The 24,883-nt window shown below is 43.5% G+C and carries 18 protein-coding genes and 7 tRNA genes; 10 read left to right on the top strand and 15 right to left on the bottom strand.

All coding sequences use genetic code 11. The features are described 5' to 3' along the window. Positions 1 to 2: 2 nt before the first annotated feature. The gene (gene ftsH, locus G3RUM_RS00250; RefSeq protein ID WP_206660881.1) at positions 3 to 1,928 is read right to left on the bottom strand and encodes an ATP-dependent zinc metalloprotease FtsH; all 1,926 of its coding nucleotides are present in this window, start codon (positions 1,926 to 1,928) and stop codon (positions 3 to 5) included. A gap of 103 nt (positions 1,929 to 2,031) precedes the next feature. Between ftsH and G3RUM_RS00245 the strand changes: the two genes are divergently transcribed. The 3 genes from G3RUM_RS00245 (at position 2,032) to G3RUM_RS00235 (ending at position 2,317) form a co-directional block, all read left to right on the top strand. Beyond that, positions 2,032 to 2,107: transfer RNA gene (locus tag G3RUM_RS00245), tRNA-Pro, on the top strand. 48 nt (positions 2,108 to 2,155) lie between these two features. After that, positions 2,156 to 2,232, top strand: a tRNA-Pro gene (locus G3RUM_RS00240). 9 nt (positions 2,233 to 2,241) lie between these two features. Next, positions 2,242 to 2,317 (top strand) — tRNA-Pro (locus G3RUM_RS00235). Between the two features lie 607 nt (positions 2,318 to 2,924). Here G3RUM_RS00235 and G3RUM_RS00230 read toward each other — a convergent pair. After that, entirely contained in the window at positions 2,925 to 4,892 is a 1,968-nt protein-coding gene (locus tag G3RUM_RS00230; RefSeq protein WP_164998318.1) for a homing endonuclease associated repeat-containing protein, read from the bottom strand. 890 nt (positions 4,893 to 5,782) lie between these two features. Beyond that, complete coding sequence (locus G3RUM_RS00225; RefSeq protein WP_129734238.1) at positions 5,783 to 7,870, bottom strand: ATP-dependent helicase; 2,088 nt, start codon at positions 7,868 to 7,870, stop codon at positions 5,783 to 5,785. A gap of 61 nt (positions 7,871 to 7,931) precedes the next feature. Between G3RUM_RS00225 and G3RUM_RS00220 the strand changes: the two genes are divergently transcribed. After that, positions 7,932 to 9,482 (top strand): helix-turn-helix domain-containing protein, encoded by a 1,551-nt coding sequence (locus tag G3RUM_RS00220; RefSeq protein ID WP_129734236.1) that lies wholly within the window; start codon positions 7,932 to 7,934, stop codon positions 9,480 to 9,482. Between the two features lie 3 nt (positions 9,483 to 9,485). Here G3RUM_RS00220 and G3RUM_RS00215 read toward each other — a convergent pair whose 3' ends face one another. Together G3RUM_RS00215 and pyk are read right to left on the bottom strand one after the other, a co-directional pair. Continuing rightward, positions 9,486 to 10,541 (bottom strand): phosphoglycerate kinase, encoded by a 1,056-nt coding sequence (locus G3RUM_RS00215; RefSeq protein ID WP_129734234.1) that lies wholly within the window; start codon positions 10,539 to 10,541, stop codon positions 9,486 to 9,488. Positions 10,542 to 10,550: 9 nt separating this feature from the next. Then, entirely contained in the window at positions 10,551 to 11,981 is a 1,431-nt protein-coding gene (gene pyk, locus G3RUM_RS00210; protein ID WP_129734232.1) for a pyruvate kinase, read from the bottom strand. 74 nt (positions 11,982 to 12,055) lie between these two features. Between pyk and G3RUM_RS00205 the strand changes: the two genes are divergently transcribed. After that, a tRNA-Glu gene (locus G3RUM_RS00205) sits at positions 12,056 to 12,130 on the top strand. Here G3RUM_RS00205 and ligA read toward each other — a convergent pair. Genes ligA through G3RUM_RS00185 form a run of 4 tightly spaced genes read right to left on the bottom strand, consistent with a single transcriptional unit; the run spans position 12,090 to position 16,778 of the window. Next, positions 12,090 to 14,198: an NAD-dependent DNA ligase LigA gene (gene ligA / locus G3RUM_RS03890; RefSeq protein ID WP_129734491.1), complete on the bottom strand. Its 2,109-nt coding sequence runs from the start codon at positions 14,196 to 14,198 to the stop codon at positions 12,090 to 12,092. The two genes, G3RUM_RS00205 and ligA, sit on opposite strands and share 41 nt — an antisense overlap. Continuing rightward, a complete protein-coding gene (locus G3RUM_RS00195) occupies positions 14,185 to 15,306 on the bottom strand; it encodes a hypothetical protein (protein WP_129734230.1) in 1,122 nt (373 codons plus the stop codon). Before G3RUM_RS00195 ends, ligA begins: the two co-directional genes overlap by 14 nt. Further along, positions 15,287 to 16,165 (bottom strand): zinc metalloprotease HtpX, encoded by an 879-nt coding sequence (gene htpX, locus G3RUM_RS00190; protein ID WP_129734228.1) that lies wholly within the window; start codon positions 16,163 to 16,165, stop codon positions 15,287 to 15,289. Before htpX ends, G3RUM_RS00195 begins: the two co-directional genes overlap by 20 nt. A gap of 34 nt (positions 16,166 to 16,199) precedes the next feature. Then, positions 16,200 to 16,778, bottom strand: coding sequence for a LemA family protein (locus tag G3RUM_RS00185; RefSeq protein ID WP_129734226.1), 579 nt, complete (start codon positions 16,776 to 16,778; stop codon positions 16,200 to 16,202). Positions 16,779 to 16,876: 98 nt separating this feature from the next. Here G3RUM_RS00185 and G3RUM_RS00180 point away from each other — a divergent pair. Continuing rightward, a tRNA-Gly gene (locus G3RUM_RS00180) sits at positions 16,877 to 16,953 on the top strand. 5 nt (positions 16,954 to 16,958) lie between these two features. Here the strand turns inward: G3RUM_RS00180 and G3RUM_RS00175 are convergent. Next, positions 16,959 to 18,140, bottom strand: a complete 1,182-nt coding sequence (locus G3RUM_RS00175) for a hypothetical protein (RefSeq protein WP_129734224.1) — start codon at positions 18,138 to 18,140, stop codon at positions 16,959 to 16,961. A gap of 11 nt (positions 18,141 to 18,151) precedes the next feature. Then, positions 18,152 to 18,589: a GNAT family N-acetyltransferase gene (locus G3RUM_RS00170; protein ID WP_129734222.1), complete on the bottom strand. Its 438-nt coding sequence runs from the start codon at positions 18,587 to 18,589 to the stop codon at positions 18,152 to 18,154. 121 nt (positions 18,590 to 18,710) lie between these two features. On the opposite strand from G3RUM_RS00170, the gene G3RUM_RS00165 reads away from it, so the two are divergent. The 3 genes from G3RUM_RS00165 (at position 18,711) to G3RUM_RS00155 (ending at position 20,750) form a co-directional block, all read left to right on the top strand. Then, positions 18,711 to 19,685 carry a calcium/sodium antiporter gene (locus tag G3RUM_RS00165; RefSeq protein ID WP_129734220.1) on the top strand — a complete coding sequence of 325 codons (975 nt, stop codon included), beginning with the start codon at positions 18,711 to 18,713 and terminating at the stop codon, positions 19,683 to 19,685. Continuing rightward, the gene (locus tag G3RUM_RS00160) at positions 19,682 to 20,605 is read left to right on the top strand and encodes a DMT family transporter (protein WP_164998317.1); all 924 of its coding nucleotides are present in this window, start codon (positions 19,682 to 19,684) and stop codon (positions 20,603 to 20,605) included. The genes G3RUM_RS00165 and G3RUM_RS00160 overlap by 4 nt, the downstream gene beginning before the upstream one ends. 71 nt (positions 20,606 to 20,676) lie before the next feature. Continuing rightward, positions 20,677 to 20,750, top strand: a tRNA-Cys gene (locus tag G3RUM_RS00155). On the opposite strand, the gene pth is transcribed toward G3RUM_RS00155, so the two are convergent. Both pth and der read right to left on the bottom strand, forming a co-directional pair. Next, on the bottom strand, positions 20,729 to 21,265 hold the full coding sequence (gene pth, locus G3RUM_RS00150; RefSeq protein ID WP_129734216.1) for an aminoacyl-tRNA hydrolase: 537 nt from the start codon (positions 21,263 to 21,265) through the stop codon (positions 20,729 to 20,731). The genes G3RUM_RS00155 and pth overlap by 22 nt on opposite strands. After that, positions 21,265 to 22,605, bottom strand: coding sequence for a ribosome biogenesis GTPase Der (gene der / locus G3RUM_RS00145; protein ID WP_129734214.1), 1,341 nt, complete (start codon positions 22,603 to 22,605; stop codon positions 21,265 to 21,267). The genes pth and der overlap by 1 nt, the downstream gene beginning before the upstream one ends. Before the next feature lie 148 nt (positions 22,606 to 22,753). On the opposite strand from der, the gene G3RUM_RS00140 reads away from it, so the two are divergent. Further along, the gene (locus G3RUM_RS00140; RefSeq protein ID WP_129734212.1) at positions 22,754 to 23,305 is read left to right on the top strand and encodes a hypothetical protein; all 552 of its coding nucleotides are present in this window, start codon (positions 22,754 to 22,756) and stop codon (positions 23,303 to 23,305) included. Positions 23,306 to 23,486: 181 nt separating this feature from the next. Here G3RUM_RS00140 and G3RUM_RS00135 read toward each other — a convergent pair. Further along, positions 23,487 to 23,563: transfer RNA gene (locus tag G3RUM_RS00135), tRNA-Glu, on the bottom strand. Between the two features lie 27 nt (positions 23,564 to 23,590). Then, positions 23,591 to 24,769: a DUF3048 domain-containing protein gene (locus G3RUM_RS00130; protein ID WP_129734210.1), complete on the bottom strand. Its 1,179-nt coding sequence runs from the start codon at positions 24,767 to 24,769 to the stop codon at positions 23,591 to 23,593. Between the last annotated feature and the right edge of the window lie 114 nt (positions 24,770 to 24,883).

Below are 24,883 nucleotides of genomic sequence, written 5' to 3'. Positions count from 1 at the left end.
GTTTACTTATGTAATTTTACAATTTCTGGAATTTTCGCATCTTTCAAAATCGGCCCCAACTCGGTTTCTTCCAAAGTTTCGTGTGTCAACAACTCCTCTGCCAATTTATCTAACACTGATTTATTCGCCTTCAGTACTTCCTCTGCCCGCTTTGCCGCTTCGTCTGAAAGCTTCTTAATCTCCGCATCAATTATTTCCGCCGTTTTCTCTGAATATGGCTTACCTGTTGAAATCGTATAATAACCGGCAGCTTCGCTCGGGAACACCAAATTCCGCGTGCCATCACCCATACCTTCTTCAATAATCATCGACTTCGCCAGTTCCGCTACATTCTTTAAATCAGAAGATGCCCCAGTTGTCACTGCATCCTTACCAAAAATCAATTTCTCCGCCACGCGACCGCCCATCGCTCGCGCCAAAATATCCTTCAATTCATAAATACTCTTATAGCTTCTATCTTCTGGCGGCAAGAACCAGGTTACACCTCCAGTTTGCCCACGCGGGATGATCGTCACCTTGTGTACCGGATCACTGTCTGGCAATACATGCCCTACTATCGCATGGCCCGCCTCGTGATAAGCTGTAATTTTACGTTCCTTGTCGTTCATCACTTTACTCTTGCGCTCCGGCCCTATCGCTACTCGCTCGAACGCTTCAGTCAAATCTTTGTTCGAAATCGCTTTATGACCTTCCCGCGCTGCCGTAATCGCCGCTTCGTTTGCGATATTCGCAAGATCCGCCCCGCTAGACCCCGCTGTCTTCTTCGCCAAAGCCTCTAAATCTACATTCTCCTCTACCGGCTTACCCTTAAAATGCACCTTCAAAATCTCCAGCCGATCTTTTCTTTCCGGCAAAGCCACATTCACGTGCCGATCAAACCGCCCCGGACGCAAAAGCGCCTTATCTAGCATATCCACCCGGTTAGTCGCCGCCATCACTATCACGCCGCTATCATTATCAAACCCATCCATCTCCACTAAAATCTGATTTAGAGTTTGTTCATCTTCACGGCCCGCGCCACCCCGCGCATCACGTTTATGGGCCACCGCATCAATTTCATCAATAAAGATAATCGACGGAGCATTTTTCTTCGCCTTAGAAAACAAATCACGTACCCGACTCGCGCCCACGCCTACAAACATCTCAGCAAATTCCGAACCAGAAATTGAGAAAAACGGCACGTCCGCTTCGCCCGCTACCGCACGAGCCATCAAAGTTTTACCCGTACCCGGCTCACCAGCCAACAACACGCCACGCGGAATTTTAGCACCTAATTTCTCGTATTTTTTCGGTGATTTTAGAAAATCCACAATCTCCGTCAAATCTTGTTTCGCCGACTCGTTTCCTGCCACATCCTTAAAAGTTACTTTCTTCTTGTCTGGCCCATACAACCGCGCTTTTGCTTTGCCAAAGCTCATAGACTGATTGTTCGCCGCACTTGCCTGTCTCATCATCCAACTAAAAAATATCACAATCGCAATAATCGGCAGTACCGTCAATGCCACATCCAACACAATTCCCCAAGTATTCGTGTCTTCCTTATACTCAATCACTGGATATTTTTCTTGACATTCTACCAACTCTTCACCCGCTAAACTATCACAATAATTCACCAAACCCTGATCATAAAGCGTGCCAGACGAATCCTTACGCGAAGTTTCAGTCGCTTTGTCATTTCCTTTCAAAGTAATATCCAGAGTTTCGCCAGTTACAGTAATTTTAGCAATATTACCATTTGGATCATTCGCCCTTTGAATTACCTCAGAAATCGGCACCTCAGTCTTCTGAATACCACCATAATTCATATTTGCAATCAGCAACGCTCCAAAACAAATCAAAATAAAAGTAAACAAAACACTTCTAATCGTATTCGACTTATTCATATTGCCGGGCCGCCCCGCTGGCTTTTTGGTCATTTTTTCCGCCACTATTTTTTCTCCTTATCCTATAATTCTATCATAATTCAATCTAGTTTTATAATCTATTTTGTGTTTTGTTATCCATGCATAATGTGCTATAATAATACCGTGGCTGGGTGTAGCACAGTTGGTAGCGCGCGACTTTTGGGAAGTCGAGGTCGCAGGTTCAAGTCCTGTCACCCAGACCATAACTATGCATATTCTTGACTTAACGTCAAGAATATTATATTACCAATCTGGGATTGGCGCAGCCTGGTAGCGCGCACGCATGGGGTGCGTGAGGTCAGGAGTTCAAATCTCCTATCCCAGACCACAGATATATCTGGGTGTGGCGCAGTTGGTAGCGCGCAGCGTTCGGGACGCTGAGGTCGTCAGTTCAAGTCTGATCACCCAGACCATTTTATTATAGCTATTGCGTGCTATGCCCCGCACATGATAACTAACGCATTGTGCAGCAATGCAGACAATCGCTATAATACATCTGTAATAACCATGTTTTTGCAACATCTCATAGTAATATCATATATTTGGACAGTAGTTGAAGGGGTACAAATCTTGTGATCTAAAGAAAGTAATCCGACGATTCAGCCTTCGACTGAAAGCATTACAGAAATAGGACAAAACAGAATGCAAGAACGAAAAGCTTACTCGGTTTTATCAATAATAACTACTATTATCCCAATATTGGTTTGATTTTACTGCCTGATAGTTTCTGGTGGAAGCGCAAATGAAAATGGACCAGGCGCAGTTTAGTGGCTTATAACTATTGGACATTGGGTGTTCCGCTAGCAATCGTATCTATATTATCTGGTATAATAGAGCTAAAAACAAACTTACGTCTATTGTCTGTGGTTAACTTATTTCTCAAGCCTACAATAATTATTACTATCGCGATTGCTGTCATATATTCATTAATCAGGTGAAGTCGATCAATAACAATATTAGTAAACTCTATTGTTGGCATGAAAAAGCCCCGACGTAAGTCGGGGCCTATAATGAACACCCTCATTTTTTCAGACCAGCTAGTCTGAGAGTATTTTCCCAACTTCCAAAATGTGCTCTGTAAGTCGTCGCACTCGGCATATCGGGGTCTGCCTCTACTTCTCTGCGTGACGGCACCTTGCCATCACGCTCTGCCTTATCCCTAAGTAGATTTAACATTTCTTCATCAGAATAGCCTGCATTTTTTCCAACCACTCCAAGCCCTGCAAGTGCTAATGCATTCGACCATGAACCGTATTTCCTCGTGTAAAAAAGATAGGAGGGAAGAACTCCTTTCCCTAGATCTGTCGTCTTGGGCGGATGTCCAGTCTTCTCGAAAAACTCTTTTAGCAGAACTATTCCCTCTTCATACGATACTTTTCTTTTGGCGCGTCCATAGTTGTATCCAGCCTTCTTGATTGCGCTTTCTATAGAACCAAAATGGCAGATATACGTCGCGGAACACGGCATCGTTTCGTCTGCATCAATTTCACCTATCGTTGGAATGTGCCCTAATCGCTCAATGAAATTGCGCAGCAATTCAATCATCTTTGTATCAGAATAATAACTACGATACGCTTTCATTCCCGCTAAAGACATCGCTGCTTCCCAAGTTCCAAATCGTTTTACGTATGTCGTCGAAGCCGGTATTTCTTGACTCATATCTGCTTCTGTTTGCGTCGGAGCATGCCCCCGTTTTTCGGCAAATGCCTTTAGCAGAGAAATCAGTTCCTCGTCTGTATAAGTAGAGTTATAACGTTCGCTGACGCGCCTCGCCCTCTCGATCAGAGCCATTATGTCCACCTTTCGCTCGCGGAAGACGGGGGCCTCGATATCGAGATTGAAATACTCCCTCTCTTCGGTTTGCTTCCTACGTACGTAACGCCCGGTTGCCTCCTTGAACTCGCGCTCGAACCGGTACAGCATCTCCAGCCGGGTCGCCGTCGAGACGAAGTCCAGTACGAGGACGTTACCCTTCCCCTTAGCGCGGCGAAGGCCACGCCCCAGTTGCTGGGTAAACACGATCTTGGACTGCGTAACGCGTAAAAAAACGATCACGTCAGTCCTCGGTACATCGATGCCCTCGTTCAGGATGTCCACGGCGCAAACGGTCTTGATTTCCCCAGAGCGGAAGCCTTTCAGCCTCCGGTTCCGTTCCTCGTTGCTCATCTGCGAGTGGATTACCACCGCGTCGCCCATCAGCTCTGCGAATTTCTCCGCGTGAGCAATGGTTTGGCAGAAAACAACCATCGTGGGATCGTTCTTGCCCGAAATATCCTCGCGAATAATCCGGACAATCTCTTCATCCCGCTTCGGCACAAACACCTCACGGTTCAGTTGAGACAGGGAGAACCTCTCGCCGGAATCTAGGATGGTTTCCAGCTTCTGTAATTCATCCGTCTTTACACGATACTCCACTTCGGACAGCCATCCGTCTTGGACAGCGTCCACCAGCCGATACTCAAACGCCGTTTCCCCGAATATCTCGGAGAGAACAGCATCATCCATGCGTTCCGGCGTGGCCGTCATACCCAGCAGAAACTGCGGGTGGAAGTATTCGATCGCTTGCCGGTAGGTCTTTGCGGGACTGTGGTGAGCCTCGTCTACGAGAATGTAAACGAACTCATTCGGATCGAACTCATCCTTATGCAGATTTACAGACTGCAAATTTGCAAACAGGAAGTCTGTCTGATGAGTCGCTTTCTCAAAGCCGTTGTACATTCCGTATCTGTATTCTTCGCCAAACAGAGTCTTATAGACTTCCTTGATTTGGCTCAGGATTGCTTCGGAGTGACAGAGTATGAGCACACGCCTGTTTTGGCATGTGCCCTGGGCCGAGTTCAGGTAGTTCTTGATGTCGAAAGCGCCGGTCAAGGTTTTACCTAGACCAGACGCCATCACAACCAATGCTTTATTCGCGCCTTGTTCTCTCGCAAGAGCGAGATTCTCAAGGCAGCTCTGTTGGTAATTTCTCGGTTTAGTAGTGTCCACGGTAATTCCCCCTTCAAGAATAAAAAGAATATTCTCGCCGTTATCGGCGGAATCAATAGTGCCAGTAAAGGTACTCTTGATCCTACCGATAACAGGGGGGAATCATTATTAATTTGCCTGAAACTTAATCATAAGCTCCATAAGTACAATTATAGCACACTTTAAATAAAATGTCAATGTTTACATATTAACTCAGCACCCTCGCAACAAATATTGCCAACAAAAAGGTAGTCCTCTAAACTGTAGATTTAAAAGTAAAATAACCTATAGAAAGTAGAGACTACCTATGTCCTATAATAAAACAAAACTACAAGAAAAAGCTAGAGATAAAGGCATAGATATTAGTCTATCTAGTGTCAGGAGAATTATTAAACGAGCACATTTAGAAAGAGCTAAAAGTAAGTGGTATAGATACAACAATATCATTCTGCAAAAGCTGTACTTTTAGCGAGAAAGAAGTTTGGTTTTAATTTTGATACGATTCAAACAGATAATGGCCCGGAGTTTGGTAAAAAGTTCCAAGATGATATTATGAGACTTTAAGAGAAGAGTGTTTAGGAGACTACATCCCAGCCAAAGAAACATTAAAAGAAACTCAACAAAGAACGGAGCTGTAGCCAAGGTCTTGAATTGAATTAGCATATAGCACAGTTATTTAGGCATTTTGTATAGTTTTGGCTTGTTGAGCCTCCCTGGAGAATAGAGAGAAATCCGAGCTGATACGGATAATTTCGAAATTGGCGCAGATTGGTGCAAAAATGGCTTTTGGGATTATCCGTATCATCTCGCAAAGGACGGCAAGAGCGATGCTTCAAACTGACGTGCAATGCCAATCAAAATATTTTATCAGGTAAAAACTAGTAAAACTCCAGCAAGTCAGGAGTTTATTTTTATTCGAATACCGGCACGTCTTCCGGAAACGGGTCAAAATCGTCCTCCGTAAAATCATTAAATCCATCACCATCGTTATCCTTATATCCAGAAGATCCGTACGGATTATATCCCAACTCCGTCAAAAACCGCGACGGCATATTATAATTTCGGTTCCCATACGAATATCTACTCGCCGCATACGTCAAAAACAGTTTCCGCATTGCTCGCGTCATCCCCACATATGCCAAACGCCGCTCTTCCTCTAAATCTTCCTCATTATCCGTCGCTCTACCGCTTGGGAACAGCCCATCTTCCATCCCTACCATAAACACCACCGGAAATTCCAATCCTTTTGCCGCATGCAAAGTCATCAATGTTACCGAATTCTTCACCGAACTTTCATCCGCACTAGACATCAAGCTCGCATCCGCCAAAAAATCTTCCAAATTATCATACACCGCCGCGTTACTCGCCAAAACTTCCAAGTTTCCCATTCGCTCCTCCGAGCTCGGCGTGCCATCATCCGTCAAAGTTTTAAAATCAAAATATTCAATCACTTTTTTCACGATTTCACCCGGATTTTCATCCAGCGAAACTTTTTTCATAAAATTTACTAGTCGCATAAACCCATTTTTTGCTTTCGCTGCACCTAGTACTTCCAAAAGATCCGAATTTTTCAGCGGCTCCGCATCCGGCAACGCATCTATCGCCATTAAAATTTTCGCAAGTGATGCTTCACCCACGCCCGAGAGTACATTTTTTACTACTCGTTCTAAGCTCACTTTATCGCGCCCACTCACTAATAATTTCAGTATTGCTAATACATCTTTGACTTCTTTCCGATCGTAAAATCTCACACCACCTACAATCTTGTACGGAATATGCATATTGATAAACGCTTTTTCAAAAGTATACGACTGCGCGTTGGTGCGATACAGCACCGCGAAATCACTAAAATCCGGATATTGCCGCTGCATACTCATAATCTTTAGCGCCACGTAGTTTGCTTCCTCCGTCTCGTCGCGCAAAGACTCTATTTCCACCGGCTCACCTTTGCCGGTTTCCGTAAACAAAGTTTTATCCGTCCGCGTTTTATTTTCGTTAATAATTTTTTGCGACGCCGCCAAAATATTGCCAGTAGAACGGTAATTTTGCTCCAGCTTTATCACCTTTGCGCCTGGATAATCCCGTTCAAAATTCAAAATATTCGTAAAGTCCGCTCCCCGCCAGCTATAAATAGACTGCCAATCATCCCCCACCACACAAATATTCTTCCGCTCATTCACCAAAAGTTTCACAATGCTATACTGCACCATATTCGTGTCCTGATACTCATCTATCAAAATGTGTCGAAACTTTTCTTGCCACTTTTTTCGCACGCTCAAATTTTTCTGAAAAAGTTCTAGTTCTTTCAAAAGCAAATCGTCAAAATCTAGCGCCCCAGCCTTAGCCTTTTCTTCTTCATAATGCCTAAAAACTTTGGCAATATTTTGTTGGTTCGGATAAAACGCTCCCGCCGCATATTCTTCTGGCCCATTACCTTGATTTTTTTCACTAGAAATAATCGCCTGAATAGATTTTGGTTTCAAATTTTTATTATCAGATAGCTTTAAACTCTTCAAAATCCGTTTAATCAACGAAACCTGATCATCCGTGTCATAAATCACGAAATTTTTATCTAGTCCTGCCGCATCTGCCTCAATCCGCAATATCCTCACCGCAATCCCGTGAAAAGTACCCATATAAGGCATGAACGAACGCGGAGGGTCGGATGGATTTGCCACAAGGAGTTCTCGGGACCGTTCGGAGGTTACAACCGAGAAAGAGGGCGATTCGCCCGTAACGACGGGCCGAAGCGGCCCGTGCCCCGAAACCCCTTGCAGCAAATCCCACAGACGATTTCGCATTTCCTTCGCCGCTTTGTTAGTAAACGTCACTGCTAAAATATTACTCGGTTGCACCCCATGCGCTATCAAATTAGCAATTCGATGTGTCAGAGTTTTAGTCTTACCCGACCCCGCCCCCGCCAATATCAAAAGCGGCCCTTCCAAAGTTTCTACCGCCTCTCTTTGTGCCGAGTTCAAACCTCCCAGAATCGTATCCATCATCCAATTATACCATACCTAAGCCTTTTCAAATTATTCGCGCTATGATATAATTATAAACATGAAAAAGCCTAGGACATACCAACAAGTCATCGGTGAGACCATCGAACACATGCGCCTCAAAAAAGATTGGACTCAAGAAGACCTCGCCAAAGCCGTCGGTTCTTCCCAGTCTGCCATCCACCGCATCGAAAAAGGTGGCCAGAACATCTCTCTCGAGATGATCAAAAAACTCTCTGAGGCCTTAGGCAATCAGATTCTCTCTATTAATGACTCTGTTTCACAAAGTTTCCGCATCCGAGGTGGTAAAGAACTCACTGGCGAAATCACCATTAATACTTCCAAAAACGCCGCTGTCGGATTACTTTGCGCCGCGTTGCTAAACGAAGGGCGCACCGTACTCCATCGTGTGGCCCGTATCGAGGAAGTCTTCCGTATCATCGAAGTCCTAGAGTCAATTGGCGTAAAATGCCGCTGGCAAAACCGCCACCGCGATCTAGAAATTATATCACCCCGCGAATTAAAATTAGACGAAATGGACATCGAAGCCGCCCGTCGCACACGTTCTATTATTATGTTCCTCGGGCCATTACTTCATCGCTACAACAAATTCAAGCTTCCTTACGCCGGAGGCTGCTCACTTGGTACTCGCACCGTGGAACCGCATCTTAAAGCCTTAGAAACTTTTGGGCTCAAGGTCGACGCCGAGTGCAACAGTGGCTTTTATGAAGTAGAAGTCGATCAAAACACTCTGCTTAGCAAAGAGGGTCGTTACATTGTCCTTACTGAACGTGGCGATACCGTTACTGAAAATGTATTAATGGCTGCCGCTCTATTCCCTGGTAAAACTACTATTATTGGTGCTTCGCCCAATTACATGGTTCAAGACGTTTGTTTCTTTTTGGAAAAACTTGGCATCAAAATTACCGGTGTCGGTACTACCACGCTTGTTATCCACGGCCGCTCTCGCATCGATATTGATATCGACTATCACCTGTCCGAAGACCCCATTGAGGCAATGTCTTTTATTGCTGCCGCACTTGTTACCAATTCCGAAATCACCCTACTTCGCGCCCCAATCGAATTCCTAGAAATCGAACTAGAAGTATTAAAAAACATGCATGCTAAGTTCGAAAAATCCCCCGAATATCTTTCGATGAACGGTCGTACCAGGCTAGTGGATCTTACCATTAAAAAATCAAAACTCGTAGCACCAGTAGACAAAATCCACCCTATGCCTTTCCCTGGTCTCAACATCGACAATCTGCCATTTTTCTCAGTAATCGCTGCTGTCGCTGAAGGACGTACGCTTATCCATGACTGGGTCTTCGAAAACCGCGCCGTTTATACTACCGAACTAGCTAACCTTAACGTCAAAGTAGAGCTCCTCGATGCTCACCGTGTTTATATTGAAGGTCCCACCAACTGGCGCCCGGCCGAGTTAGTCGCACCCCAAGCTCTCCGCCCTGCCGTAGTTGTACTTATCGGCATGTTAGCCGCACCAGGCACATCCATTCTCCGCAACATTTATCCTATCAATCGCGGCTATCAAGACTTCGCCGCCCGCCTTCGCCATCTAGGCGCAGATATCACTCCGCTTACCGGTATTTAAACTCTAGTTCTTCTTAATCACCTCAAGCCCAGGCAACCTCTTACCCGCCAAGAGCTCCAAAGCTGCCCCACCACCAGTAGAGACCAACGAATATTTCAGGTTCGAATGGTCTTTCATCAAATTCTCCACAAACCCAGTCGTATCACCGCCACATATAACAGTCTCAGCATCCTCCTTTTCGCCAATCATCTCTGCAGTAATAGTCGACGCAGTTGCATAAGCCGGGTCCTCTGCTTTGCCAAGCAAGCCATTCCATATTATCGTCTTAGCATCTGTAATAAAACCAGCAATCTTTGCCATAGATAGTGGACCTACATCTAACTTCGCTCCAGCACTATCTTCATCGAAATCTTCCGCTACATAGATATTTCCTTTACCTTCGTAACCATCCGCTGCAATCTTTCCACCTACCACGATTCGATCAGCGCTTCTCATGAACTTTTCAATCAATGGTTTTTTATCTTCAACTTTTGACCCGCCAATTATCAAAAGTACAGGCTTTTCCGGATCATTAGCTACTTTTTCTAAGTTCGTTATTTCCTTCTCTAGCAACAATCCCATATACACCGGCAAAAACTTCGCCACTGCATCCGTCGAAGCATGCGCTCGATGCACCACCGCAAACCCATCCTGTACATAAATTTCTGCACCAGTCGTTTCAATAATGCTCTGAATAAAATCTGACGAATTCGCCTTTTCCCCAGAATAAAACCGCAAATTTTCCAACATCAAAATCCCACCATTTTTCAATCTAGCAACGGCCTCCTTTACCTCTTTACCATCAACCTCAGAGACAAAAGCCACATCCGGCAGCATCTTCCCCAATGCCTTTGCTACTATTCCCAGTGAGAGAGATTCATCCTTTCCTTCCGGTCTCCCTAGATGCGAAATCACTATAATTTTCTCTGCACCTGCCGCACGCAAATATTCTAACGTCGGCAGACTCGCTCGCACTCTAAGATCGTCCGTGATTTTGTCGCCATCAAGTGGCACATTGTAATCCACCCGCACTAGTATAGTCTTACCCTTTACATCTACATCGCGAATCGTTTGATACATCACATCCTCCTATACATAACGCACTTTTACTGTATCTGTGCCAATTTTGTCCTTATCTCCAGATACTATCACTGCCAACAAATCCTTCTCGCCCTCTTTAGTATGTAAATACTCTGAATTCTTCAATTCTTTTGCTAAATCGTAACCGAAATCTGGTGAATACGGACGCACAAATGCTGAATTTGCGTATATGAGCGCCAACTGGTTCGCTACTCTTTGATTCGCCGTCACAGTAATAATTGGCAAGTTTGGTCGCTGCGCCGCCATCGTCGTAGCAGTTACCCCAGACGCCGTCTGGCACACTATCACATCAGCCTCAATATTCTCAGCTAATCTCGCCGCAGCGTTAGAAATCGCATCATAAATCTTATCTTTGCTAATCGCTCTGGACACTGCTGCCAAACGTGAATGATTTTGCGTATACAAAATCACCTTTTTCATAGCTTTTACTGTTTCTAGAGGATACTTACCGTTCGCAGTCTCGTCAGAAAGCATCACTGCATCTGCACCCTGCACTACAGCTGTAGCTACATCGCTAACTTCCGCACGTGTAGGCTCCGGCGAATCCACCATCGAACTAAGCATCTGCGTCGCTACGATACAAAGTTTCGAGTTTGCTCTGCACATCGCAATCAATTTGCGCTGGATAATCGGTACTACTTCTGCACCAGCCTCGACCGCCATATCTCCACGCGCCACCATAATACCATCGGCCGCTTTTACTATAGCCTCCAAATTCTCTTCACTCTCAATCGCTTTCTTTGTTTCAATCTTTGCTACAACTTTAGCTGTAGAACCTAACGACAACAAAATCTGTTTTAATTTCTCAATGTCATTTGCAGACTGCACGAAAGACAAAGACACATAATCATAGTCACATCCAGCACCATATTCAATATCCGCCATGTCCTTCTCGGTCAAAATGTCCCCACCGAAATCCGTATCCGGCAAATTTAAGCCTTTCTTAGACATAATAAATCCGTCGTTCAAAATCTTCACCTTAATCGCTGTATCCGAGACGACTTCCATCACCTCACTTTTTACTTTTCCATCAAACATCGACAAAGGTTCACCCACCTTCACTTTCTCGGCTAAATTATACTGCACCGGCACTACCATTCCACCATCATGCTCAAACCCCTCTGCCGCTTCCAATATCAATTCGTCACCAACCTTTAAATCCAAATGATTGTCCTTAATAAAACCCAAACGAATCTTTGGCCCTTGCAAATCCTGCAAGATCGCCACGCTACGCCCCTTTTTTGCTGCTGCTTCACGAATCCATTTTATCTGCTGATCGCGCTCTTCGTTTGATCCATGCGAACAGTTTAGCCTACACCCATTTACCCCCGCCATAATCACTTCTTCAATCTTTTCGGCCGTATTCGTCGCTGGCCCAATCGTCGCTAAAATTTTTGTTCTTTTGAAAAGTTTACTCATATATACTAGTTTACCATAACATTCGCCCGCTCTTGCAGTTTTTGGCAGCTTTTGTTATAATAAATCCACTGGCTGGCCTCATAGTATAACGGTTAGTACAACGGGTTTTCATCCCGTCAATCCGAGTTCGACTCTCGGTGAGGTCACCACTTTTTTTGTTAACTCCAAAAATTCTGCTTCCGAAAGACGTGGAATTCCTAATTTGTCCGCTTTATCCGTTTTTGATTTTCCAGGTTTCTCACCCAATATCAACGCCGTAGTATTTTTAGTAACAGAAGAAGTTACCACAGCTCCTAGAGCGCGCAACCTATCCTCTGCCTCTTCACGCCCCATGGATGCTAAAGTCCCAGTCACTATATACGACTTCCCCGCTAACGGTAAATCATCAGTTTTTTCCACCACCGGCACTACACCTAACTCTTTCATTTCTGTTAGCAATTTAAGATTTTCTTCATCATTAAAATACGCCAAGATCGATTCTGCCACCACCTCACCTATATCCGGTATTGCAAGAAGCTCATCTTTTGTTGCAATTTCCAACTTTTCTAAAGACTTAAAATTCCGCGCAAGGCTTGCAGCCGTCTGAGCTCCAACATGCCTTATACCTAGAGCTGTAATAAATTTATTTAACGCCGGAGTTTTAGACATCGCCACCGCACTAACCAAATTCTGCGCCGACAATTCACCGAATCTCTCCAAACGCGCTACCTCATCAACTTTTAATTTGTATAAATCCGCTATAGATTTTACTAGACCTGCATCCACTAAAGCCGCCACATTCTTCTCGCCTAATCCCTCAATATTCAACGCTGACTTAGAAGCATAATACTCTATCGCACGCTTCAAAATATAATCTGAGCTTTCTCCCTTCACCCGATACACCACTTCGCCAACCGGTCGTTCAAACTCCAAATCCGGATATTGTCGTCGCAAGGCTTCTTCGTAATCAAAAGGCTCAGCATCCCCCGTACGCAAAGTCTTTAAAACCTCTTTCACCTGTGGAATAATATCACCGGCTTTATATATAATCACCGTATCACCAATTCGCACATCTAATCGTGCAATCTCATCGGCATTATGCAAAGACGCATGTCGCACTATCGAACCAGCTACCTCTACCGGATCCAAAATTGCCACTGGCGTAGCTGCACCCGTACGACCAATCGAAATTACAATATCGCGCACCTTGGTAGTAGACTCCTCCGCCGGGAACTTAAAAGCTACTGCACCGCGCGGCGTCTTCCCCACAATCCCTAAACCATCATATATCTTACGATCGTTAATTTTTATCACCATCCCGTCTGTATTAAACGGTAACTTTTTCCGATACTCGTCCAAATTCCTAATATATTCAAACAATTTACTTTTTTCATCCGCCCCAAAAACCCTATCTTCGCCCGAAGTCTGAAATCGAAACGCCTTCAACTTTTTATAAGCCTCATGCCAAGTCGCAGAATCAGGTATTACTAAATCATACGCAATAAACCTTAGCGGCCTACTCGCCGCAACACTTGGGTCTAACTGTCGTATCGATCCTGCCGCAAGATTCCGCGGGTTAGCAAATTCTGGCAATCCTTTTCTTCGTTGTTCCTCATTTAATTTCTCAAAATCTTTTTTGAATATTACAATCTCACCCCTTACCTCAACTTCCGAAACAATACTCTCTTCTGAGGACCGTAAGCTTGACCGAACGGCCTTGAGTGTGTCCGAAGAAGACGGGTATTGCTCGAAAGTTAATTTTAATGGTACATTTTGTATGGTTCTAACATTTTGCGTCACATCCTCACCTACCATACCATCCCCACGCGTCACTGCCTGATAAAACATGCCGTCACGATATTTCAACGCACACGCCAAACCATCCATCTTGATATCTGTAAAAAAACTCTCAATCTTCCTTCCCGAAGTTAGTTTTTCGTTGCGCGAGATCCAATCCTTAATTTCCTCTTCCGAAAATACATCTGCTAAACTAATCATTCGCCTCTTGTGCATCACCTTATCAAATTTATCCAAAGGTTTCCCAGCTACACGTTGTGTTGGCGAATCCGGCGTAACCAATTCCGGATATTCTGACTCCAACCTAGCCAACTCATGTTTCAACGAATCCGCCGCCGCTTCAGACATAATCGATTCGTCTAACACATGGTAGTGATAACGATAATCATTGATCAATTCCCGGAGCTTTAGGATTCTATCTTCTACTTCACTCTTCGTCATAATTCAACATCCAGCGATAATACAAATATAGATACGTCGTCACATATATGCCAGTAAAACAAGTCATCACATTCAAACAAACTGGAATAAATGGTATCCCTGCCGTCCACTCAAAGGTCTTCATCCAAAGATCAAACACAATCAACGGCAGCATCACTATCACCCACACTATTGCCAGCACCAATATTAATGCCACCACCCGCAAAATAAATTTTATTCTACGTCCCATCATCAAATCAGACGCCGCATTCAAAGCCTTAAGAGGATAAAGACCCGGAGCAGATACTGCCACCAATGCTATCAAAGAGCTCGACAATAAATATCCAGACAGTAGTATCATCAAAGCCGCAAAAATAAAGAACACTAAAGCATAAAACGGAGTTGCCAAAAAGTCCGTTTGCACCGCCGCCGAATATACTATAATCAACAAAAAGATAGGTACGCACTGAATCACTGCTATTGCAAAGACCACAAACGTAGATATAAGCGGCGTGGTTGCATTATACAGTCCATCTCGCAACTTCACCTTATGTCCCGCTAATCTATGTCTGAGCAAAAATATTGTCGTAAGCCAAATAATTAAGAAAATTATCACACCAAACACCGTCGCTGCCTCCGAAGATTCACCAGATAGCCCACCAGTCGTAACCGTAGAAATCAAAAGCAATCCAGCCTTTGCTACATTGCCAATATCACCGCCAGCTACCTGCACACTAGTTTGATCAAGCACATCCTGAAACTGCGTATAAGTAGATTCACTCATTATCCCCACCAAAATAGAATTCAATATTACCACAATAATTAGCAAAGGTACAAACAGTTTCCAGTTTTTAAAAATTATCCGAAATGCCGCAAAAATATGGTACATAATACCCGGAACTTCTATCTCGCGATGATAGTCATCGCGGTACGATCGCCGAAAAGATCTATGCAACTGCACTCGCCCCACACGTTTTTCTTTAACTTTAGCTTTAACTCGTTTCAAAGAACCCTTTAATTTAAATCTCTTCTTCTCTACCGTCACTCTACGAGGTTTTTCTGCATCCATCAAAATCTTCTCTAGAGTTTTATCCTTCACCCTAGTATCTTTAGAACGTTTTTTTACCATGTTCCAGCCTTTCTATTCGTTTCTCGATCGGTGGATGTGAGCTAAACAGATTACTAAAGAAACCCTTCCGCAAAGGATTATTTATATACATGGCCTCTGTGGCAATATTTTGGCTCTTCATCGGTTGCGAATGTGATTGCAACTTCTTAAGCGCCGCTATCATACCTTCCGGATACCGTGTAATATTAACCGCTGACGCATCCGCCAGATATTCCCTCTGTCGCGAAACCGCCATCTGCGCCACTCCGGCCACTATCGGCGAAAGTATTGCAGCAATTACAATCAACGCATATCCCACCGGACTACCCTCATTATCGCGTCGTCGATTACCATAAAACATCATCCTAAACGCAATATCGGAAATTAGCCCTATCACACACACCAACCCAAATACTATCATACTCACCCGAATATCGTAATTTTTTACATGCGACATCTCATGCGCCATCACTGCAGTCAATTCCTTATCATCCATAATGTCCACAAGTCCAGTAGTAGCAGCCACCGCTGCATGCTTCGGATCACGACCCGTAGCAAATGCATTCGGCGCTTTATCATCTATAACATATACCTTGGGCATCGGTAATCCAGTAGTAATCGACAAATTCTCCACTATATTGTAAAGTCTAGGATTATCTTTTTTGGCAATCTCCTTCGCACCAGTCATCGCCATCGCGATATCTCCAGCAAGATAATACTGTATTAAGGCGTAAATAATCGATACTACAACCGTCCACACCGCAATCCACGAGTCTTTATAAAAATACGCAAAAACCCCCGCAATCGCGCCAATCATTATCACAAACCCTATTATTATAAACACGGTCTTGCGCTTATTCTCAGCAATCTGTTTATACATTGTCAGCCTCTATTTACGCCTACAACAATATTAATTAGAATTTTACTTCCGGTGCCTTCTCAATCTTTGCCTTCTCAGATTCTTCTACCTCAAAATAATCCCGCTTCTTAAAATGTCCCACCATATTATTAATCAAATTAGTCGGGAAAGTCATAATCTTAGTATTAAGTTCCTTCGCACCAGCGTTATAAAACCTGCGCGCCGCCTGAATTTTATCTTCTACATCTTGGAGTTGTGTCTGCAAAGTTTTAAAATTTTCATTGGCCTTAAGTTCAGGATAAGCCTCCGCGATCGCAAAAATCCGGCCAAGGGCACCTTGCATTTCCTTCTCCGCCTCAGCTACCTGCTTTACAGTCTTCGCACCCATCACTGCACTGCGTGCTTCAGTTACCATCTGGAAGGTTTCTTTCTCGTGCTTAGCGTAACCCTTCACTGTTTCTACCACGTTAGGAATCAAATCCGCACGATATTTAAGCTGCACAGTAATATCAGACCATGCCTCATTCACGCGCTCATTTAACTTTACTAGGCCATTATAAGACCCCGCTATTACTGCGATAATCAAGATAATAACCACGACCACCACAATTGCTATAATTCCACCTGTGGACATATTCTCTCCTTTTAATTTATATAACCATTATAGCACAGTTTTTTCGGCAAAAATGTATGCAAGACCAAAAATATATGATATAATAACTACATCAACGTGCGAATGTAGCTCAGTTGTTTAGAGCGCTTCCTTGCCAAGGAAGAGGTCGAGAGTTAGAGTCTCTTCATTCGCACCATTTTTTTATTTTATATCTTTTTCGTATTCCACGTCGGTCACATCGTACTTCTGACGATTACCAACGTAAGACAAAATCTTCTGCGATCCCCAACCTACTAACGCTAAAATAAAGAAATACATAAATCCAAACGCCGTAAAAGTAGGCTCTGCTTTAGTGAATAATCCCAAAATCGCCGCACCAGCACTCATCGACGTCACAATCGTCAAACTATTTACTGATTTACTTGTAATATCACTCTTCAAACTTTCAAACTGTTTCAAGGCCGCACTTACGTAATTCTCTGTCATATTCCAAAGATATTTGATATAGTCCAATGTATCGCGCAAAGTTTCGTAGCGGTATCCAGAAATTTCCAAAAACTCTTCCAAATCTTTATCGCTCTTTGCAATTCTTTCTCGCGTCGGAATGTAAGTGCTCATTTGTTTAATTCGCCCATCAATCAAATTAATCGTCTTGGCATAAGCTTCCAACTTTGTAGTAAATTTTACAATATCCGCCCCCTTCACCCTTGAATGAGCTTTTACCTGATCAATCTTCTCCCAAATAATCCGATGAATATTTAAATACCGATGTAACTGCGCTTTAAATTCACGAATAAAGACCTGCTCTTCAATATAACGTTCTATTTGATCACCTGAGCGCGTCTTATTGTTGATAAAGTAATATTTATCTCCCCGAATTACATCATATTTATTATTCTTAAACTCAAAATACTGTTGCCCTTCGGTCTTCGCCAACAAACCCTGCATCTCCGAATCGGTAGCTTTCTCACACACGATAAAGTAAGGATATATATTTTTTATGCCCGCCAACTCTTTTGGTACCGGCGCACCCAAACTAAACAAATAATTCAAAGCTGGAGACAATTTCGTCTCGTAATAATTTTGTACTTTATCAATGTCTGTAAAAAGTGTATCTTCGCTAATATCTTTATTGCCAAGTATTATCAACCCGTCTTCAAAAATCTTTACGCTAATGCCATTCGCAGTGGTAAAATACACAAATTCCTCACCAGACACGCCATAAGAAATGTTTCCAATTTCCAAATTTTTGCGATGTACCTCTAGCTTCTTTTTATCAAGTTTAATTTTTACCTCACAGTTTCGCAAGAAATCATAAATCTCCGAGAGCTGCAACATTGTTCTCTGATACCACCCACCCACATAAACGTTATTGATTTTCATTGATGCCTCCTTTAGACACGTTTTTCAAAAAATTTTGCATCCATCACCTCAAAGCCGTACTTGTGATACAACCCATGCGCCGCTACCCGAAAATTCTTCGACCACAATTCTACCGTCTTGCAATTATGCTGCTTCGCCACCTTAAAACAAGCATCCAATAACCTCGTACCGATATGCAAGCGCCGAAAACCCGGCTTCACACAAATATGATTCAAAATAGCGTAAGTATTCATATCTTCATAAATCGTCGGAATAATATTAACTTTGGCATGCGCCGCAATCTTGCCATCTACATAACCAACTATATAAATTTGGTTCTTGTCGTGTTTATTCTTCTTCCAAATTTTCTTAGCATAAGCCAAAGAAGTATTTTCGTCAAAACACTCGTTGCATAGTTCAACTATACTCTTCAAATTTCTCTTACTCGCCACCCTGAAAGTTACCTTCATTTAACTCTCCTTTTTGTCTATCGTTTTTATTTTTGTATCTTATAACCCCATATATACCAAAAATAGCTAATTTTGTAAAGTTCCATGCTATAATTAACATAAATATAATCAAGACAAACATATGGAAATAATTCTACAAATCGCCCTCCTAATTATCGGTTTCGCCATTCTTATCAAAGGCGCAGATTGGCTCGTCAACGGTGCTTCATCTATCGCTACTAATTTTAAAGTTTCCAAAACTCTAATTGGTCTCACAATTGTAGCATTTGGCACCAGCGCACCAGAACTCGCTGTCTCTATCAGTTCCCTCGCTTCTGGTTCCACTGACATGCTGCTTGGCAATGTCATTGGTAGCAATATCATCAATATACTACTACTAATCGGTGTTGGCGCCCTTATCTGCCCTATTACCGTCAATAAGAATACCGTCAAAAAAGAACTCCCCATCCTCTTGCTCATTTCTACTGCCCTAGTAGTATTATCCCTAGATATGTCCCTAGCCAACGCCGCCACCAACTCCATCACTCGTAGTGACGCTATTATTTGTCTACTCTTTTTCGCTATTTTCCTCTATTATCTCATCGTCATGGCAAAACGTAATCACGAAATCAAATCTCAAAAAAGCGAAAAACCACAGTACAAACTTGGCAAATCTTTTTTTCTCACTGTAGTCGGATTAGTCGGTTTAGTTTTAGGCAGCCAACTCGTGGTTAACAGTGCTTCTTTTCTTGCCTCCACCATAGGGGTCTCTGATCGTATTATCGCTCTCACTGTTATCGCTATCGGGACTTCGTTGCCCGAACTTGTCACGACTATCATTGCCGCTCGCCATAAAGAAACCGATCTAATAGTCGGCAACATCATCGGCAGCAATATTTTTAACATTTGCATAGTTATGGGACTACCGGTCGCCATCTTCGGAACTATCACTCCAGAAAGTTTCCAGGCTATCGACCTAATCATGCTTGTTTCATCTGCCGTTTTATTGTTCATCCTAACACGCCGAGATCATAAAATCTCTCGCGTTGATGGTGCTCTTATGCTTACTATATTCGCAATTTATTACGGATGCATTATCTACGGAGCACTAGCATGAATTGGTTAATCCTCGTCGCCGTCGCCGTATTCTTCGACGTTTTACGTATTTTTATTGATAACTACACCTCAGATGTCTACTTCAAAGATAAACACGCAGTATCGCAAAAACTTTTCTTCGGCTACCTTTTTATCATTGCATCCATAGTCGTCGCAATTATTTCCGGATTTGACGTCTTCACCTTATCTGCATCAACCATCCTTCTAATACTCCTGGCCGGATTTCTTAATAGTCTCTCCGGCATTCCATACTACAAAGCTCTTGAAATAGACGATTCTACCAATATCGGCATCTTTATCCAGTTATCACCTATCTTATACCTAATTTTCGGCTGGTTTTTTCTCGGCGAAACTTTCTCCCCGTTCCAATTAATCGCGTTCATCATCATTCTCGCTGCACCGCTGCTCATCATTCTTTCTTCTCGCAAACGCAGCCGTAAAATCAAGATCCGCGCCGCCCTCTACGCTGTTCTCTATGTACTAATTGATGTCATTGGCAACATTATTTTCGTCAAAGAAAACAGTGTAGGCGTCAACTTCGTACATGAAATGATTCTCATCTTTTTAGGCAAAGGCATTGGCAACCTTCTAATCGTATATTGCCGTCCAAAATGGCGCAAACGTTTTCATTATGTCGTTAAGTCAAGTAAAAAGAAAGTTTTTCGCCCGCTATTACTCAATTTTTCCACCAGCCTAGTCAAAGATTTTACCTACCGCGGAGCATTAACTGCCGCACCTGCCGTAGCAATCGCCTCAGTGACTTCAGACTCCGCTGAGCCAATTGTTATCTTCTTTATGGGGATCCTCCTCACTCTCATCTGGCCTAAGTTTGGCCGTGAAAAACTACAAAGAAAAATCGTCCTTGTCCATCTTATCGCCACCATCCTAATCGTTATCGGCATACTCCTCATGCAAATTTAACTTCCCCACCAATTTTCAGTTAATTTTTCTTTCAAAGAAGCAAAGCCAAATATGCTATAATACTTCCAGGTGGTGCTTTGGCGGAGTGGTTACGCAGCGGTCTGCAAAACCGCGTACACCGGTTCAATTCCGGTAGGCACCTCCATTTTTTTCGTCAATTTTTTCTACAACTTGTTCTAAGATATCCGGTAATTTTTCCTTTTCTTCTGGCGTAAACTTAGACAACACAAAATCCATATCCCCCATCCTACCGCGCAGTTCGTCATTCCCCGTGCCTAAGCGCAACCTACCAAACTCTTCCATTCCTAGCGCCGCAATAATAGATTTTAGCCCGTTATTCCCGCCAGCCGAACCTTGCGCTCTATACCGCAACTTGCCAAATTCCAAATTAAAATCATCGCACACTACCAAAATATCCGAAACATCAATCTTGTAAAACCGCATAAATTCCGCCACCACTCGCCCAGTTTCATTATAAAATTCCTGCGGTTTAACAAAAATCGTGTCGCCATCTCGCCCCCACAATGCGCCAAACTTCGGCTTGTCCTTCCACTCTAGCCCCCGCACTTTAAAATAAAAATCCAACGCCAAAAACCCAAAATTATGCCGCGTAAAATTATATCGCGCTCCAGGATTTCCTAATCCCACCACCAGTTTCATTATTCTTTCCCCTTATCACTACGATACGAAAACATTATTGGAGTTCCCACAAACGGATATTTTTCACGAATCTTCCGCTCCAAAAACCTCTTCCACGACCAGTGCAAAAGCCCTAGCTCACGTCCATGCACCACGAACCACGGCGGGCAAACGTCCGTCTGTACGATATATTTCGGCTTTGGCCGCGTATTCTTTAGTCCCGCCGGCGGATGCAACACTATTGCCTCATTCAAAATCTTGTTGAGATCCGAAGTTTTAATTTCCGTATGGCGATTTTTGTCTATTTCCAAAGTCAGCTCAAATAACCGAGTTACATTTTCCCCCGTCTCCGAACTCGTAATCAGCACCGGCGCATACGGCAAAAAATCAAAATCCTTCTCCAAACTATCTATCAAAAAATCAGCTGCTGTACGATTCCCTACATTTTCCTCACCAAAATAATTCGTAGGCGTAGCCTCATCCAACAAATCCGATTTCGTCACTACCATAATGATGCCTTTACCAGCCTCTACAATCTGACCAGCCAAGGATTGATCTAACTTGGAATGAGGCTCAGTGGAATCGATAAGCAATGCACAAACGTCAGCTTCCTCAATCGCTGCCAAAGTCCGAATCGCCGAAAACTTTTCTATGCCAACTTCACGTTTCCCCGGCTTGCGAAGACCAGCAGTATCCAAAATCTCAAGATCCCGCCCTTTGTATTTTACTGTCACCCGGTTTACATCCCGCGTCGTTCCTTGTAGACTCGATACTATCGCCTGCTGCTTTTTCGCTAATGAGTTAAACAGGCTCGACTTCCCCACGTTCGGCCTACCAATGAACGCAATCTTCAATACATCATCTTTCTGCGAAATTTTGCCCTTTGGCAAAGCATCTTTTAGTTTACTAATCCCCTGCCCAGTCGTCGCTGACACATAGAAAATATTTTCCGGTGCAACACCTAGCGCCCGAAATTCTGTTATTGGCAAAGAATCCCCAAGATCGCACTTGTTCAGCACCAAGTAGACCGGCTTCCCAGAACGCAGCGCATCTTTCGCAATCTTTGCGTCACGATGGTCGAAATATCTTGCCGAGTCCAGCGTCACCAATATCACATCCGCTACATCTATAGCGTCCGCAATCTGATCCTGAATCGAAGCCTCGAAATCATCATTCGGGTCTTTCAGTCCCGCTGTATCCACCAATATAAAACTATCGTCTATTGTCGCCATCACGTTATCACGTGTTGTACCCTCTTCGCGCGCCACAATCGCAATATTTTTGCGCGCCATACGATTAAGAATGCTAGATTTCCCAGCATTCGTCTGTCCTATTAACGCTATAATCGGCAACTTTTTCATATCTAAATTATAGCAGATTTTAGCATAAAAAGCAAACAGCTCTAAGAGTTCTAAGTTTACTTATTCAGAAAATATGATATAATTTATAATGTAAGCTTAGTTCTTAGGAACTTTTTAAACTTAGTTCGGGTACAAAGGAGGTTAAACTATGTACGTAAAAGGATGCCCGGAAGAATATCGTCATTATTTCACCCACGAACATGATGCAGCTATAGCTGGCAATATCGAAAAAGCCATCGCAAAGCGCATCAGTCCTAGTCAAACCGAAATTAAAGGCGAATCAGAAAGATCGTTAAGATACGAATTCCAAAACCAATATGATTTTCGTATCATCGTCGAACGAGACTACGGCCCTGGCAATATAGAAATTGCTTTCCGTCTCGATATCGGTCAGGGCATGGCGAACGAAGACAGCGACCAAATCGCGACACTAGCCATCAAAGAAAAATCCGCCCTAATCTTACCTTATAATTACAAATATCCGACAAAAGACAGTGGGCACAGTCTGCCGTACCAAAAAGAAGAATCCGGTACGCTCGCCGTATATGCTATATGCAAAAATGCTCCTGCCGCGGACATGGGCAGAGTCTTAGCCGAACTGGTTGCAGCGACCTACGTTAAAGCCACCGAAAACTACGACGGCCACGTCTTTCAAGTTTCCACCAAACCCTTCAGCTACAGTCGCCCGTACAAACACTAATTCATCACCCACCGAATCTGTTCGGTGGGTTTTTCTTATCCATTTTTTCGACACAAAAAATCCCCAACTGGGGCACCATATTCTCATTATACCACATTTACGCTAAAATGTCAATGTGGTGACTCCTGCGGGAGTCGCACCGAAGGTCCGACTTCCGCTAACCTATATTTCTCCAAAAAAATGGTGACTCCTGCGGGAGTCGAACCCGCGATTTTCTGGATGAGAACCAGACGTCCTGGACCACTAGACGAAGGAGCCACTATCACTATTTTAACACAAACTCACCTAATATTCAACACTGCCATACGCTGGCACCGCCGAAACAAAAGTCTGCCCCGGAGCTAAAGCCATTTCCTCACCATTTTCATCGAAAAACTTAATTTGCTCGTCCTTAGCACCTTTAGCCCACGAACCTTTAATCGCTACGCCATTCTGAAAAATATACGCATCTCCCGTACCAATCGTAGAAATCGCCTCATGATAATTGTCTGACGCTTTACTCTCTTGCACTACCATTGCTACGACCACCGAAGGGTTAATTTGTGTTAAGCTACATACGTCCTCCGGATTTTTTTCTCCTAAATCTATAGCGTCACACGCATACACCTCGTGCGGTACGCCAGATTCATAACTCCTAAAATAAGTATTAGTCTCTGCATTATAAGCGTAACGAACATTAAAATTCGCCCAACCCCCAAAATTCAAAGCAATATTATTTACGCCATCCACCATTTCCGATGTGTCTACATTAGTAGCCTTCACGATATCCAAGACTTCCGCCGCTAAGGCATCCACTCTAGACTTTGCCGATTCCTCTGGTGTCATCCGCGCAAACCCTTGTACGTCTGAAGTATTGTATCCATGATCATCACTAAACTGTTTCAAATAAGCCGCGGTCGTGAACAGATTGTTCCACAATCTAGAACCATAAGTTCCACGATACATATAAGAATAGTCCTCCGACAAATCTTTATATCCCCCCGCCGCCACTGCCGCCAATGCATCCCCTGATCCCCCAGCATGCACAATCGTACAATCAAACGGCGTATCCCACTCAAGATAATAAATACGAAGCGATCGAATCGGGCCAATCACTGCTGAACTCGGATTTTGATAAATCGCTGCAAACCGCGTAATACCCGCCTCAGCAATTGCTTCAAATACCACGCCAGCCTCATTCAACCCAGCCTGCGGCCGCGCACCATCTGTACCATTGGGGGTCTGTATACAATACACTGGAGCTGTTTTTGCCGCCGCATCTGCCAATGGCTCCCCAGTCAAATCACTATAACTAACCTCCCTATTTTCTACCTCACCGACCTGCGGAAAAACTACATCCGCCCCAACTATCTTTACGCCAAAAATCCCAACCAGCAAACACCCAATCCCAGCTACCACTCCAACTATGCCACTAATCAAGAAAATCAAACTTTTCTTATCTATAGGTTGTTTTTCTGGCGTCATATTAACTCCTGATATTACTTATACTTATTTTAGCACAATTCTTTTTTAGTTTTGTCACAATATAAATACCAGCGACCATCCTGCCAAGTTCCATCAATTCAATAATATGTTATA

It is taken from the genome of Candidatus Nanosyncoccus alces, from assembly GCF_004138395.1.
GTDB lineage: Bacteria > Patescibacteriota > Saccharimonadia > Saccharimonadales > Saccharimonadaceae > Nanosyncoccus > Nanosyncoccus alces.
Note: the sequence above shows the minus strand (reverse complement) of the source record. Positions and strands in the feature narration are given on the sequence as shown.

Bases quoted from the DNA above. Each gene is read 5' to 3' on its own strand.
- G3RUM_RS00225 (WP_129734238.1), bottom strand. From the start codon at position 7,870: ATGGATACGATTCTGGGAGGTTTGAACTCGGCACAAAGAGAGGCGGTA.
- G3RUM_RS00220 (WP_129734236.1), top strand. From the start codon at position 7,932: ATGAAAAAGCCTAGGACATACCAACAAGTCATCGGTGAGACCATCGAA.
- G3RUM_RS00215 (WP_129734234.1), bottom strand. From the start codon at position 10,541: ATGTATCAAACGATTCGCGATGTAGATGTAAAGGGTAAGACTATACTA.
- pyk (WP_129734232.1), bottom strand. From the start codon at position 11,981: ATGAGTAAACTTTTCAAAAGAACAAAAATTTTAGCGACGATTGGGCCA.
- ligA (WP_129734491.1), bottom strand. From the start codon at position 14,198: ATGACGAAGAGTGAAGTAGAAGATAGAATCCTAAAGCTCCGGGAATTG.
- G3RUM_RS00195 (WP_129734230.1), bottom strand. From the start codon at position 15,306: ATGGTAAAAAAACGTTCTAAAGATACTAGGGTGAAGGATAAAACTCTA.
- htpX (WP_129734228.1), bottom strand. From the start codon at position 16,165: ATGTATAAACAGATTGCTGAGAATAAGCGCAAGACCGTGTTTATAATA.
- G3RUM_RS00185 (WP_129734226.1), bottom strand. From the start codon at position 16,778: ATGTCCACAGGTGGAATTATAGCAATTGTGGTGGTCGTGGTTATTATC.
- G3RUM_RS00175 (WP_129734224.1), bottom strand. From the start codon at position 18,140: ATGAAAATCAATAACGTTTATGTGGGTGGGTGGTATCAGAGAACAATG.
- G3RUM_RS00170 (WP_129734222.1), bottom strand. From the start codon at position 18,589: ATGAAGGTAACTTTCAGGGTGGCGAGTAAGAGAAATTTGAAGAGTATA.
- G3RUM_RS00165 (WP_129734220.1), top strand. From the start codon at position 18,711: ATGGAAATAATTCTACAAATCGCCCTCCTAATTATCGGTTTCGCCATT.
- G3RUM_RS00160 (WP_164998317.1), top strand. From the start codon at position 19,682: ATGAATTGGTTAATCCTCGTCGCCGTCGCCGTATTCTTCGACGTTTTA.
- pth (WP_129734216.1), bottom strand. From the start codon at position 21,265: ATGAAACTGGTGGTGGGATTAGGAAATCCTGGAGCGCGATATAATTTT.
- der (WP_129734214.1), bottom strand. From the start codon at position 22,605: ATGAAAAAGTTGCCGATTATAGCGTTAATAGGACAGACGAATGCTGGG.
- G3RUM_RS00140 (WP_129734212.1), top strand. From the start codon at position 22,754: ATGTACGTAAAAGGATGCCCGGAAGAATATCGTCATTATTTCACCCAC.
- G3RUM_RS00130 (WP_129734210.1), bottom strand. From the start codon at position 24,769: ATGACGCCAGAAAAACAACCTATAGATAAGAAAAGTTTGATTTTCTTG.